Annotated in this window: 12 protein-coding genes; 4 read left to right on the forward strand and 8 right to left on the reverse strand. The window is 74.1% G+C overall.

The features are described from left to right. Positions 1-238 precede the first annotated feature (238 nt). Positions 239-2071 carry an adenine deaminase gene (locus tag BM064_RS08455; RefSeq protein ID WP_092859338.1) on the forward strand — a complete coding sequence of 611 codons (1833 nt, stop codon included), beginning with the start codon at positions 239-241 and terminating at the stop codon, positions 2069-2071. Positions 2072-2362: 291 nt separating this feature from the next. On the opposite strand, the gene BM064_RS08460 is transcribed toward BM064_RS08455, so the two are convergent. Continuing rightward, positions 2363-3055, reverse strand: coding sequence for a TerB family tellurite resistance protein (locus BM064_RS08460; protein WP_092859339.1), 693 nt, complete (start codon positions 3053-3055; stop codon positions 2363-2365). Between the two features lie 134 nt (positions 3056-3189). Further along, positions 3190-3708 carry a GNAT family N-acetyltransferase gene (locus BM064_RS08465; RefSeq protein WP_092859340.1) on the reverse strand — a complete coding sequence of 173 codons (519 nt, stop codon included), beginning with the start codon at positions 3706-3708 and terminating at the stop codon, positions 3190-3192. Between the two features lie 126 nt (positions 3709-3834). On the opposite strand from BM064_RS08465, the gene BM064_RS08470 reads away from it, so the two are divergent. Together BM064_RS08470 and BM064_RS08475 are read left to right on the forward strand one after the other, a co-directional pair. Beyond that, entirely contained in the window at positions 3835-4479 is a 645-nt protein-coding gene (locus tag BM064_RS08470; protein WP_092859341.1) for a flavin reductase family protein, read from the forward strand. Then, positions 4476-5036: an adenine phosphoribosyltransferase gene (locus BM064_RS08475; RefSeq protein WP_245779100.1), complete on the forward strand. Its 561-nt coding sequence runs from the start codon at positions 4476-4478 to the stop codon at positions 5034-5036. Before BM064_RS08470 ends, BM064_RS08475 begins: the two co-directional genes overlap by 4 nt. Before the next feature lie 414 nt (positions 5037-5450). On the opposite strand, the gene BM064_RS08480 is transcribed toward BM064_RS08475, so the two are convergent. Next, positions 5451-6170, reverse strand: a complete 720-nt coding sequence (locus BM064_RS08480) for a DUF1428 domain-containing protein (protein WP_177236189.1) — start codon at positions 6168-6170, stop codon at positions 5451-5453. A gap of 78 nt (positions 6171-6248) precedes the next feature. Between BM064_RS08480 and BM064_RS08485 the strand changes: the two genes are divergently transcribed. Further along, entirely contained in the window at positions 6249-6707 is a 459-nt protein-coding gene (locus tag BM064_RS08485) for a MarR family winged helix-turn-helix transcriptional regulator (protein WP_092859343.1), read from the forward strand. A 31-nt stretch (positions 6708-6738) separates the two neighbouring features. Here BM064_RS08485 and BM064_RS08490 read toward each other — a convergent pair whose 3' ends face one another. The 5 genes from BM064_RS08490 to BM064_RS08510 all read right to left on the reverse strand — a co-directional run bounded on the left by BM064_RS08490 (position 6739) and on the right by BM064_RS08510 (position 13350). Next, on the reverse strand, positions 6739-8157 hold the full coding sequence (locus BM064_RS08490) for an FAD-binding oxidoreductase (RefSeq protein ID WP_092859344.1): 1419 nt from the start codon (positions 8155-8157) through the stop codon (positions 6739-6741). 7 nt (positions 8158-8164) lie between these two features. Next, a complete protein-coding gene (locus tag BM064_RS08495; protein WP_092859345.1) occupies positions 8165-9232 on the reverse strand; it encodes an L-threonylcarbamoyladenylate synthase in 1068 nt (355 codons plus the stop codon). A gap of 137 nt (positions 9233-9369) precedes the next feature. Beyond that, on the reverse strand, positions 9370-10227 hold the full coding sequence (locus tag BM064_RS08500) for an MBL fold metallo-hydrolase (protein WP_143103287.1): 858 nt from the start codon (positions 10225-10227) through the stop codon (positions 9370-9372). Between the two features lie 36 nt (positions 10228-10263). Beyond that, positions 10264-10743, reverse strand: a complete 480-nt coding sequence (locus BM064_RS08505) for a cyclic nucleotide-binding domain-containing protein (RefSeq protein ID WP_092859347.1) — start codon at positions 10741-10743, stop codon at positions 10264-10266. A 33-nt stretch (positions 10744-10776) separates the two neighbouring features. Further along, the gene (locus tag BM064_RS08510; RefSeq protein WP_092859348.1) at positions 10777-13350 is read right to left on the reverse strand and encodes an ABC transporter ATP-binding protein/permease; all 2574 of its coding nucleotides are present in this window, start codon (positions 13348-13350) and stop codon (positions 10777-10779) included. Between the last annotated feature and the right edge of the window lie 135 nt (positions 13351-13485).

Genomic DNA, 13485 nt, shown 5'->3' on the forward strand with positions numbered 1-13485 from the left:
CCTTGACCGGGGCGGGCGAGTCGCTCAGGCATCTTCAGCGACGGACGGCTGCGGAGGACAGGCGCGGGCCTGTTCTTGGGTGAGTTCAGAAGCGCCCCTGCGGGCGCCAGCCCGCCGCGCGCGCAGCGCGCGCAGGCCAGGCCCGCCCGCCGGGCGCCTCCTCTCCCCTTGCCCCTCCCCCTCCCGGGCGCCACCCTCCGGTCGACCTTCCCGCCCCCCGACGGAGCCTCGCCCCCGGATGCCGACCCTTCCCTCCGCCGACCCGCGCCTCGCCCATGGCGTCCGCCCCTGGTCCGAGCTCGCGCCCCAGCTGGTCGAGGTCGCCGCCGGCCGCGCCCCCGCCGACCTGGTGATCTGCGGGGGCGTCTGGGCCAACGTGCATTCGGGCGAGCTGATCCCCGGCATCGACCTCGCCGTCCTCGGCGGCCGCTTCGCCTATTGCGGCCCGGACGCGGGCCCCTGCATCGGCGAGGACACCTGCGTGATCGAGGCCCGCGGCCGGATCCTGTCCCCCGGCCTGGTCGACGCGCACATGCATGTCGAATCCGGGATGCTGACGCCGACCGAGTTCGTCCGCGCCGTCGCCCCCCACGGCTCCACCACGCTCTTCGCCGACCCGCACGAGATCGCCAACGTCATGGGGATCGAGGGCGTGCGCCTGATGCATGACGAGGCGATGGTCCAGCCGATCAACCTCTACATGCAGGCCCCGTCCTGCGTGCCCTCCGCCCCCGGCCTCGAGATGCCGGGCGCCGAGCTGGGCCCCGAGGAGATCGCGCAGATGATGACCTGGCCCGGCATCGCGGGCCTCGGCGAGGTGATGAATTTTCCAGGGGTCGCCGCCGGCGACGCGAAGATGATGGGCGAGATCGCCGAGGCCATGGCCGCAGGCAAGACGGTCGGCGGCCATTACGCCTCGCCCGAACTGGGCCGCGCCTTCCACGCCTACGCCGCCGGCGGCCCCGCCGACGACCACGAGGGCACGCGGGCCCAGGACGCCGTCGCCCGCGTCCGACAGGGCATGGCGGCGATGCTGCGCCTGGGCTCGGCCTGGTACGACGTCGCCGCCCAGGTGCGCGCGGTGACCGAGGCCGGGCTCGACACCCGCAAGCTGATCCTGTGCACCGACGACTGCTACGCCGCCACCCTGGTCCGCGAGGGCCACATGGACCGCGTCCTGCGCCACGCGATCGCCCAAGGGTTGCGCCCGATGACCGCCCTGCAGATGTGCACGGTCAACGCAGCCAGCCACTTCGGGCTGGAGCGCGAGCTCGGCTCCATCGCCCCCGGCCGCCGCGCCGACGTGGTGCTGACCGAGAGCCTCGTCGACTTCCGCGCCCAGACCGTGATCTGCCGCGGGGAGATCGTGGCCGAGGGCGGCGAGATGCTCGCCCCCCGCCCCGGCTTCATCTGGCCCCAGCCTGCGAAGGACACCGTCCACCTCGCCCGCGCGGTCGCGCCCGGGGACTTCCGGGTCGAGGCCCCCGCCGGCGCCAACTACGCCCGCGCCCGGGTCATCGGCGTGGTCGAGAACCAGGCCCCCACCCGGGCGCTGGAGGCCGAGGTCCCCGTCGTCGACGGCGCCCTCTGCCCCGAATCCGCCCCCGGGGACCTGAGCCGCATCGCGGTGGTCGAGCGTCACCACGGCACGGGCGAGATCGCCAACGCGCTGGTCTGCGGCTTCGGCTACGAGGTCCCCTGCGCCGTCGCCTCGACCGTCGCCCACGACTGCCACCAGGTGATCGTGGTGGGCCGGTCCGCGGCCGACATGGCGCTGGCCGTCAACCGCCTGGCCGAGATCGGCGGCGGCGCCTGCGTGTGGCGAGAGGGGCGCGAGCTCGCCTGCGTCCCCCTCCCCGTCGCCGGCCTGATGTCCGACGCCCCGGCCGAGCAGGTGGCCGCCCAGGCCGAGGTCCTCGCCCAGGCCCTGCGCGACTGCGGCTGCACGCTCAACAACGCCTTCATGCAGCACTCGCTGCTGGCGCTGGCGGTGATCCCGTCCCTGCGGATCTCCGACAAGGGCCTGGTCGACGTCGAGACCTTCGAGCTGACCGAGGTGGTGATCTCGTAGGGCGCATCTCGATGCGCCATACCGGCGAACGCCAGGGGAAACGGCGATGGAGCGGCGCATTGAAATGCGCCCTACGCCGGCGCCCCGGGCTTGACCCGGGGCCTCCTGCCCGCGGCGAGGTCGGACGCGCCGGTGGATCGGGAGGCGCTACGCCTCCGCGACGGGCGCCGCCGTGGGCCGCGGGGAGAGGCCCCGGGTCAAGCCCGGGGCGCCCCTGGCGCGGAGGTCTCGACAGGCGTCGGAGGGATGCGGCGGCGGCCGGACGCGGGCCGGCGCCGGGCCGCCCGAACCTCAGGCGTGGGCGCCCTGGCGCATCTGCATGATCTCGTCGTAGGCGTCGTTCACCGCGGCGAGGCGCTGGGTGGCGAGGCGCACGGCCTCCTCCGGCACGCCGCGGGCGATCATCCGGTCGGGATGCGTCTCGCGCACCAGCTTGCGCCAGGCGCGGCGGATCTTGTCGTCGGAATCCTCGGGGCGCACGCCCAGCACCTCGTAGGGGTCCGGCGCGGCGCCCGGCGCGTAGCGGGCGTGCAGCGTGCGATAGACCCGCTCGGGCAGGGCGAACAGCCGCCAGACTTCGCGCAGGAAGGCTTCCTCGTCGGGGTGGAATTCTCCATCGGCGGCGGCGACGTGGAACAACCCCTCCAGCAGGTCCTCGAGCGGGGCCTTGCGGTCCCCGAACATGCGCGCGACCGAGGCCGCGTAGCCCTCGAACCCCGCCACGTCGGTGCGGGCCATGTTGAAGATCCGGGCGGCCTGGCGCTCGGCGCTGGGGGGGATGTGGAACACCTCGCGGAAGGCCGCGACCTCGTCGCGCGTCACCTGGCCGTCGGCCTTGGCCATCTTGGCTCCCAGCGCGATCACCGCGATGGCGAAGCCGGCGGTCTGCTCGGGCGGGGTCTTCAGCCGCTCGAACACGTCCGCGAAGCTCTCGCCCTCGCGCAGCGCACGCAGCGCCTCGGCTATCCTGGTCCAGATCGACATCGGCTCATCCTAGCGGCGGGCGGCGGGTTCCGCGAGCCGGCAGGGCAGCGTTGCGGCGTCGCGCCTGCCGGCGGTCAGGAGGGGGGCTCCCGAAGGTCTCACGCAGGGCGGGCGCGGCTCCGGCGGCGGCGGGCTCAGCCCGGGATCAGCGGGCCTTCCCAGCGCTGGACCTCGCCGGCCACGCCCTCCCAGGCGCCGGGGACGCCCAGCTCGCGCCCCAGCACGCGGGCGGGGTTGGTGGGGGGCGGGAACACCAGGCCGCGGCCCAGCTCGCGGGTGAAGCCGAAGCGGCGGTAATAGGGCTCGTCCCCCACCAGCGCCACGCGGGTCCAGCCGAGCTGCCCCGCCGTCTCCAGCGTCAGCCCGATCAGCGTGCCGGCCAGCCCCTCGCCCTGGCGGGTCGGATGGACGGCGACGGGGCCCAGCAGCAGGCAGGGCGTGCGGGCCTCGCCGATCTGCACCGGCCAGTAGCGGATGGCGCCTGCGACCGCGTCGTATTCGTCGCGCGCCAGCAGGCACAGCTCGGGGATCGGGGACACCCCGTCGCGCAGGCGGTAGGAGCTGAGCGCGGTCCGCCCCGGCGCGAAACAGGTGTCGTAGAGCCACTCGACCTCCGCCTCGTCCTGCGGACGCTCGCGCATCACTCGGAACATGGGCGGGGATCCATCGGCTGGGGGGGAGGCGGACGCGAAGGGCCCCGTAGCATGTCCGGCGCGTTCTCGTCTAGAACGGGCGCGGACCCCTCCCGCACGGGAGCGCCAAGGATCAAGGAGAGCCGCGTGCAGTATCGCATCCGGGACGGCCACCCCCTGCCCCACAATCCGTTCAAGGCGATCGTGGCGCCGCGCCCGATCGGCTGGATCTCGTCCGTCGACAAGGCGGGCCGGGTGAACCTCGCGCCCTACTCGTTCTTCAACGGGGTGGCGGACGATCCGCCGATGGTGATGTTCTCGATCAACGACCGCAAGGTCGGCCGGCGGGACGAGACCAAGGACAGCCTCGTCAACGTGCGCGAAACCGGGGAGTTCGTGGCCAACGTGGTGGGCTGGGAGCTGCGGGACGCGATGAACCTGACCTCGGGCGCCTATGCGCCGGGCGAGGACGAGCTCGCCATGGCCGGCCTGACCGCGGCGCCGAGCCTCGAGGTCGCGCCCCCGCGCATCGCCGAGGCGCCCGCCTCGATGGAATGCCGGCTGGTGCAGGAGATCGTGCTGCCCCACGGCGACCGCTCGATGGAGAACGTGATGGTGATCGGCGAGGTGGTCGCCGTGCACATCCGCGACGCGTTCCTCACCGACGGCATCTTCGACCTGACCAAGGTGCAGCCGGTCGCCCGCTGCGGCTACAAGGACTATGCGGTGGTGCGGGAGCTCTTTTCGATGACCCGCCCCGGCGGCGGCGACGCGGGGAACATGAAGCCGTGAACGCCGCGCAGAAACCCTTCGGCTGGGGCGACGACGTGCGCGACTACATCCGCACCATCCCCGACTTTCCCAAGCCGGGGATCCAGTTCCGGGACGTGATGCCGCTGTTCGGCCATCCCCGCGGCCTGCGGGCGGCGGTCGACCGGCTGGTGCAGCCCTTCGCGGGCCTGCGCATCCAGCACGTCGCGGGGCTGGAGGCGCGCGGCTTCATCATCGGCGGCGCCTGCGCCCACCAGCTCTCGGCCGGGTTCCTCGCGATGCGCAAGCAGGGCAAGCTGCCCGGGCCCCGCCTCGCCCAGTCCTACGCGCTGGAATACGGCGAGGCGGTGCTCGAGGTCCACGACGACGCCGTGGAGGCCGGCGAGCAGGTGCTGATCGTCGACGACCTGCTGGCCACCGGCGGCACCGCCGAGGCGGCGGTGAAGCTGATCGAGCGACTGGGCGGCGAGGTGGTGGGCGCGGCCTTCGTGGTCGACCTGCCCGACCTGGGCGGGCGCGCGCGGCTCGAGCGGATGGGCGTCGCCGTGCACACGCTCTGCGCCTACGCGGGCGACTGAGACCGGCGGGGCGGCGGGCCGTAAACCCTCCGCTCACGCTGTTTCGTGCCTGCGGAAACCTTTGCTGAACCTTCCGCGGTCCACAAAGGCCTCGCCCCGCGCCCGAGGCGTCCGGCGCGACGCGGCGCCGAGACCGCGCGGGGCGCGTTCCGATGGACGCGGTCCCGCGCGTGGCTTGGCGGCGTGGGAGCGTATTGGGGTGAGTGGCGTTTGTTGCCGGCGGGGCCGGCGTCCATCATGCGGCCGCAGGACCGCCGCCGGAGGCGCGGCCCCCGGCGGCGGTCCGGCGCTCCGGGTCCGTCCCGGGCCCGGTCCGGCGCCTCGCGACGCCGCCCGCCCCCTGCCCGGACCCGTGGCCGGGGCCGGCGGGGGCGCGCGGCAGGCGCGTTTCGGCCCCTCTGGGGGCCGGCGGGATCAGGCGTCGACCAGCGGCGCGAAGCCGCCGAAGATCGCCCGGCTCATGTCGCCGACCATCTCGCCGGAGAACTCCGGGTCCGCCATCAGCTTCTCCCAGGCCGCGTCGCGCACCGCCTTCGAGGGCCACTCGATGAAGCCCAGCGCCACGCTCTCGCCGTCCTCCAGCGCCACGGCGCGGCGCATGTCGGTGCGCTTGCCCTCGGGCACGTGATCGCCCCAGCCGTCGAGGCAGCGCAGCGCGCCCGCGGCGATGATCGCCTCGGACTTGCGCACCGCCTCGGCGCCGTAGCGCTCGCGCGCCGAGGTGGCCACGGGGAACAGGGCGGCGTCGATATAGGCCTCCGGCGCGCCGGGGGCGCCGGCGCCGCGCTCGGACAGCAGCTCGAAGCCGCCGAAGATCATGCGCTGGCCGTCGAAGGGCATCTCGAACGGCGGGGCGTCCTCGGCGGGCGGGGCGGACATCGCCTCCATGCAGGCGGCGGCGGTCTCGGCGTCGGGAAACTCGATCCAGGAGAAGACCGGCGTCTCCTCCGGCGTCGAGTCCACGGCGCGATACATGTCGGTGCGCTTGCCGGGGGGCACCTGATCGCCCCAGGCGTCGACCACGCGCAGGGCGCCCAGGCCGCGGATCATCGGGGCCATCTCCCGCGCGAAGGCGGCGTAGGGCTCGCGCCCGGCGGTCGGCGCGGCGATGACGGCGGCGGAGATGTAGACCATCGGATCAGCTCCAACTTCGCCGGCCGCAGGGGATTCGGCCGGCTTGACAATATGGTTTGATATCAACATAAACTTCCCATGTCCACCGCAGAGCCCCCTCGCCCCAGCTTCGCCGAGACCCTCGAGGTCCGCGACCGCTGCCTGTGCTTCGCCACCCAGCGCGCCGCGCGCGCGCTGAGCCGGCGCTTCGACGACGCCTTCCGCCCGCTGGAGCTGACCAACGGGCAGTATTCGCTGATGATGGCGCTGAACCAGCCGCAGCCGCCGTCGCTGGGCCGGGTGGCGGATTTCCTGGCGATGGACCGCTCGACCCTGACCGCGGCGCTCAAGCCCCTGGTCCGCCGCGGGCTGGTGGCGGTGGCCGAGGACCCCAGGGACCGCCGCGGCCGCCGCCCGTCGCTGACCGACGCCGGGCGCGCGCTGCTGGCCGCCGCCCTGCCGATCTGGCGCGAGACCCACGCCGCCGTGGACGCCGAGCTCGACGCGGCCGGGGCCGGCCCGGCCGAGCTGCGCGCGGCGCTGTGGTCGCTGGCCTGAGCCGGCGCCCCCCCGGGCGCCGCGCGGCCGGTCAGCCCAGCACGGCGCCGGGGTTCATGATCCCGTGGGGGTCCAGCGCCGCCTTGATCGCGCGCATCGCCGCCAGCTTCGCCGGGTCGCCGTAGCGGACCAGATCCTCGGCCTTGAAGCGGCCGATCCCGTGCTCGGCGCTGATCGAGCCGCCGTGCGCATGCGTCAGGTCATGCACCACCCGGGTCAGCGCGCCCTTCGCCTGGGCGTACTCGTCGCGCGTGCGCCCCACGGCGGGGAACAGGTTGTAGTGCAGGTTGCCGTCGCCGAGGTGGCCGAAGGGGTTCAGCCGCAGGTCCGGCGCGATCGCGCGCAGCGCCGGCGCGGCCTCCTCCATGAACCGCGCCACCCGGCTCAGCGGCAGCGAGATGTCGTGCGAGGCGACCGAGCCGACCTTGCGGTTGCCCTCCGGGATCGACTCGCGCAGGCGCCAGAAGTCGGCGCGCTGCTGGTCGGACTGCGACAGCGCCCCGTCGGTGGCGAGCCCGGCCTCGAAAGCCGTGGCGAGCGCTCCCTCCAGCGCCTCGCCGATGCCCTCGCCGCCGCCGACCTCCATCAGCACCGACCACTCAGGCACCGGATCGACCGGGCAGCGGGTCCCGGCCACATGCTCGAGCGCGAAACCGATGCCCACGCCCGAGAGCAGCTCGAAGGCCGAGAGCTGCTCGCCCACCGCCGCGCGCACGTGGTGCAGCAGCGCCAGCGCCGCGTCGGGCGAGGTGACGGCGACGAAGGCCGCCTGCTGCTCCGCCGGCCGCGGGAACAGCCGCAGGCAGGCCGCCGTCACCAGCCCCAGCGTCCCCTCCGAGCCGATCAGCAGCCCGCGCAGGTCGTAGCCGGTGTTGTCCTTCCTGAGCCGCTTGAGCGAGCGCAGGATCGAGCCGTCGGGCAGCACCGCCTCCACCCCCAGGCACAGGTCCCGCGCCATCCCGTAGCGCAGCACGTTCAGCCCGCCGGCGTTGGTCCCCAGCACGCCGCCGATGCGGGCCGAGCCCTCCGAGGCGATGGACAGCGGGAACAGCCGCCCCGCCGCTTCCGCCGCCGCCTGCGCGTCGGCGAGGATCACCCCCGCCTCGACGATCATCACGTCGTCGTCGGGGTTCACCTCGCGCACCCGGTTCAGCCGCTCGGTGGAGACGACCATGCCCTCCACCCCCTCGGGGCGGAGCTGCCCGCCGACCAGGCCGGTGCCGCCGGCGTGGGGGACGAGGCCGACGCGGGCCTCGGCGCAGCGGCGCACGATCTCGGCCGCCTCCTCCACCGTGCCGGGGCGCAGCACGGCGGCGGCGCGGCCGGGGGCGATGTCGCGCATGTCACGCAGGTAGGGGGCGGCGTCCGCGCCCTCGCGCAGGCCCGCCGGGCCCAGCAGCTCGCGAAGACCGTCGAGGAAGGCGGGGGTGGGGGCGCGAAGCTCGGGCATGTCGGTCTCAGGCGTCAGGATCGGGAAGGTCGAAGGGATCGGCGAGCGGATCGGTCCGCGGCGCCGCGGCGCGGCGCAGCCGGTCGTTGACGGCGAGGCCCAGCCCCGCCTCCGGCACCGGGGCCACCGCGATGGTCCCCGCCCCGCCCATCGCCGCGTCCAGCGCGCGCAGATGGGCGAAGAGGTTCGCCGCCGCCTCCGCCACGTCGCCGGAGGGCGAAAGGTTCAGGTAGGGCCCCGCGGCCGCGGGCCCCGGTCCGAACCCGAGCCAGCCCTCGCCCTGCCGGGGCGCCTCCGCGTTCAGCCGCAGCGCCGCGCCGGGCGCGTAGTGGGAGGCCAGCATTCCCGGCGCCGAGACCTGCGGGCGCCGGCTCGAGGTCGGCGGGGCGGGCGGGTGGGCGCCGACCTCGAGCCGGCGACCGCAGGTCTCGGCCATCGCCTCCAGCGCCAGCCCGCCCGGCCGCAGCACCGCCGGCGTCTCGCCCTCGAAGCCGAGGATCGTGCTCTCGACCCCCACCGGGCAGGCGCCGCCGTCGAGGACCGCGTCGATGCGCCCGGAGAGCCCGTCGAGGACATGCGCCGCCGTCGTCGGGCTGACCTTGCCGGATCGGTTGGCCGAGGGCGCGGCGACCGGCGCGCCGGTCGCGGCCAGCAGCGCGCGGGCCAGCGGATGCGCGGGGACCCGGATCGCCACCGTCGGCAGGCCCGCCGTCACCGCCTCCGCCAGGCCGGAGCCGGGCCGGCGCGGCAGCACCAGCGTCAGGGGGCCGGGCCAGAAGGCCTCGGCCAGGGCGCGCGCGGCCTTGGGGAAGATCGCCAGCCGCTCGGCCGCTTCGAGGTCGGGGACATGGGCGATCAGCGGATTGAAGCTCGGCCGCCCCTTGGCCGCGTAGATCCCCGCGGCGCTCGCCGCGAGGTCCGCCCGTCCGCCGAGGCCGTAGACCGTCTCGGTGGGGAAGGCGACCAGCCCGCCCGCGCGCAGGATCTCCGCCGCCCGCGCCACGCCGGCCGCGTCGCCGGCAAGGCGCTCGGTCGGCCGCGCGGGCCAGGGATCGGGGGGGCGCTGGGCGCTCATCGGGGATCGTCCGCTCCGCCGGCGGAAGGCCGGGCCGCGCGATGATTGCCGCAGGCCCCGCCCCCGGCGCAAGACGGGCCGCGGTCGCGGGGCGGCCGGAGGTCCGGACGCGGCGGCCGGGCGCCGGCGCCCGGGGGTCAGAGGATCTCCGCCCGCCCCCCGCTCAGCCGCAGGCGCATCCCCTGGCGGGCGAGGCGGGCCAGCGGGTGGACGGCGCGGGCCGCGGCCTCGCGCGCGTCGAGCGTCGCGTCGTCGAGTTCCGGCGGGTGGTGGTGGAACAGGGTCAGCCCGACCCCGCAGCGTTCGGCCAGCGCGCCGCCCACCGACCAGGTGGAGTGGCCCCAGCCCCGGTGCCGCTCGTAATCCGCGTCGTCGTAGGCGGCGTCGTAGAGCATCACCGCCGCCCCCTCGACCGCTTCGGCCACGCCCGCGTCGATCTCGGCGTCGCCATGCTCGTGGTCGCCGATCACGCAGATCGCGCCCTCGCCCGTCTCGATGCGGAAGCCGCAGCAGCCGCCGGGGTGGTTCAGGCGCACCGGCGTCACCTGGAAGCCCGCGGCCTCGAAGGGCTCCGCGGGGCGGAACACGTCCCAGGCGGGCTCGCTCATGTGGATCGGCTGGATCGGGAAGATCGGCGGGCCCGCGAAGGCCATCAGCGTGTCGCGCGCGAACTCGGGATCCGGGCTCAGCCCGCAGCGGATGCGGATGCGCGAGGCCGGGTCGTAGAAGGGCGCGAAGAACGGCGCGCCCATGATGTGGTCGAGATGCAGGTGCGAGAGCAGGATCTCCGCCTCGCAGGGGCGCCCGCTGTCCAGCGCCTCGGTCTTCAGCCGGCGGCCCAGGTCGCGGGCGGCGCTGCCGAGGTCCACGATCAGCGGCGGGGCGCCCGGCGCCTCGCGCCGGATCTCGAAGCACACGGTGTCGCCGCCGAATCGGGCGCGGTCGGCCCGGCCCGTGGGCGCGGAGCCGCCGGCGCCCCAGATCGTCAGGCGCACGCCGCCCTCGGCGGAGGAGGCCCCGGGCGGCGTCACTCAGCCCCCGTCGGTGGGCGCGGCGGGGGCGGCGGCCTGGGCGCGCAGGCGCGCCAGCTCCACCGTGGTGCGCTCCAGCCGCTGGGCCAGGGAGCGCGACATCTCGATCGCCATCTCCGGGAATTCGCGCAGCAGGCGCAGCATGCCCTCGCGCTCGAACAGCAGGGTGCGCAGCTCTCCGCGGGCCTGGACGGTGGCGGTGCGCGGGGTCTCGCACAGCATCGCCATCTCGCCGAACACCTCCGACTCGCCCAGCTGGGCGACCGTCGAGGCGCGGCCGCCGAATTCGACGATCACGTCCGCCTTGCCCGACAGGATCAGGTAGGCGCTGTCGGAGCTGTCGCCCTGGCGGACCACCATCTCGCCGTCCTTGAAGGTGCGGTCCTCGCCCATGAAGGCGAGCAGGCGCAGGCGCGAGGGATCGACCCCCTGGAACATGGGGGTCCGCTGCAGGGCGTTGACCTCGGCTTCGAACTTCACCAGGCGCCCTCCCCTAGCCGCCGCTTGATGTCACTATCTGCCGCCATCGCGAGCCCCGTCAACTGCGGCCGGGTCTTCGCCGGCTCCGTCCTCTTGCGTCACCCGCCCCTGGCGGTCGATGCGGATCACGTGGTCGGCCGCCTGGGCGGCCGCCTCGCGGTCGGTTCCATAGATCAGCGCGCCGCCGTTCAGCTCCTGGCGCAGCAGGGCGCGCAGGGCGGCGTCGGCCTCGGCCTCGCCGGCCGCGATCCCGTCGAGCACCAGCGCGCCGGGGTTCTTCATCAGCGCCCGCGCAAGTCCCATCCTGCGCCGCTGCATCGCGTTGAGCGAGGCGCCGCCGCCCCCCAGCGGCTGGGCGAGACCGGCGCGCAGGATCAGCTCGCGCAGGCCCAGCTCGGCCACCAGGGCGTCGACCCGGTCGCGGAACGGCGCCCAGCTGTCGCGCCGCTCCAGCTTGACCGGGCCGAAGAAGATGTTCTCGGCCATGGTGAAGGCCGGGTGAAAGGCGTCCGGATCGAAGGGGGCGAAGCGGGGGTCGCGGGCCGCGAACTCGCGCAGCTTCGGGCGGGCGTCGAGCAGGACGTGCACCCGCTCGGTCCCGCGCAGCACGCCCAGGCGGTAGCGGGTGGAGCTGTAGCCGAAGGCGATGGCGATCATCCGCGCCTGCGCCGCGCGGTTCAGCTTGTCCGCCCCGCGCTGGCGGCCCAGGCGCAGGATCCCCTCGATGGTGGCGGTCTCCGAGCGGGGGAACAGCCCGTAGCGCTTGAACAGGTCCGAATCCGCCGCCACCCCCTCGAACAGCGACAGCAGCGTCTCGCAGAGGTCGAGGCCGATCTCGACCATCATCTGCCGCACGCCCGCCTCGTCCAGCGCCCGCAGCACGGCGCGGTCCTCGGCGAAGTCGGACCAGCGCAGCTCGGGGTCCAGCGGCAGGGCGAAGAACAGGTTCTCGCCCACCGAGGCGTTGGGGTTGTAGCGGTCGGCCTGCCAGTGGTCGATGAAGTCCTCGCGCATCTCGCCCAGCTCCTCGGAGCCGGCGATGGCGCGGCGCAGGTCCACCAGCCGGGCGGCGAGCGCGGGCGCCTGCTCGGGGTCGAAGCGCGACATCAGGCCGATGGCGTAGAGGTCGTCCTCCAGCCCCAGCACCTGCACCAGGCGCTGGATGCGGGCCTCGACCGCCTCGGCGTCGGCATAGCCGGCCTCGACGGGGTCGATCCACTCGTCGGCGATGTCGTCGGCGGGGGCGCCGGTCATCTCCGCCTCGCGCCGGCGGGCGCCGTGTTCGGGGTCGTCGCCGGGCGCCACGGGGCGGAACAGCAGCCCGTGGACGAGGTTGTCGCGCATCGAGCCGGCGAAGATCCGCGGATCGGCCGGCACGTAGGCGGCGGTGCGGTAGAGGATCGGGGTGCCCGCGGTCCAGTGGTCGCCGCTGTGCCCGTCCACCAGCCCCGAGAGCGCCTGCAGCAGCGACGACCGCGCGAGCGCGTCCTCCCCCACCACCGAGGTCGTGGCCCCCATCGGCGCATGGGCGTCCACCGGCCCGGAGAGCCCGTCGACCGGCGCCCCGTGCAGCGCCAGCGCGTGCGGGCCGACGGGGGCGCTGTCGAGCAGGGGCGCGGGCTCGCCGTCCTCGGCGAAGTTCTCCATCACCGAGTTGTAGCGGGCGTTCATGTCCGAATAGTCCTGGTAGAAGCGCAGCAGCTCCTTCCAGGGGGCGGCGAGGTCCTTGTAGGCGATCAGCACCGCGGTCAGCGCGCCGACGTCGAGCTGGCCGTGGATCACGAACCAGCCGCCGATCAGGAAGATGAAGAACGGCGTCAGGTGGTTCGCGACGTTGTTCACGAACTTGATCAGGTTCTTCAGCAGGAAGATCCGCCGCCGGATCACGTAGTTGTCGTAGAGCTGGCGCGAGACGATCGCCATGTGCCAGCGTCGGGCCCGCAGGGCGCGGATCTCGGTGGCGCCGTCGATCGACTCGTCGATCTCGCGGGCCATGGCGCGGATGTTGGCGAGCCGCACCCGGATCATCGCGATGACCCTGGCCTGCAGCTTGGGCACCAGCCAGGCCTGCACCGGGTATAGGCACAGCGCCGCCGCCCCGATCAGCGGGTTCTGGACGATGATGAAGGCCAGGTAGACCAGGAAGCTGCCGCCCTGCGAGACGGGGGTCGAGATGATCGCGCCCACGAAATCGCCGATGGGCGCGAGCTCGGCCGAGATCATCTGCACCAGTTCGCCCGGCGAGGTGCCCTTCAGCCGCGACAGCGGCCGGCCCATCACCCGGCGGTAGAGGTCGAAGCGCATCCGGCGCAGCATCCGCTCGCCCAGGATGCCGCGTTGCACGTTCTGGGCGTATTTGACGCCGTTGTTGACAGAGATCGCCAGCAGGTAGGCGAAGCACAGCGCGATCAGGTACTGCGTCTGCTCCAGCGGGACGCCGAAGAACTCCTGCGGGAACTCGGTCCCCGAGATCGCCTCGTTGATGATGGTCTTGGGAAGCTCGAGCGTGATCCAGATGATCGGAAAGGTGAGCAGCGTGAAGAACAGCAGCACGAGCTGGTCGCGGGCGGAATGCCGCCAGACGAAGCGCGTCATCTTCTCGGCCATGCTCGGCGCAGATCCCTCGGTTCGCCGCAGCCCGTCGTTGGATGCGGGGCGACGCGGCAGTCTCCCCGATACCTGACGGTTTTTGAAGGGGGTTTCATGCGCCGCTCATGATCGGGCGGCGCCGGGGCCGCGGGA

The sequence above is a fragment of the Albimonas pacifica genome, from assembly GCF_900113695.1.
GTDB lineage: Bacteria > Pseudomonadota > Alphaproteobacteria > Rhodobacterales > Rhodobacteraceae > Albimonas > Albimonas pacifica.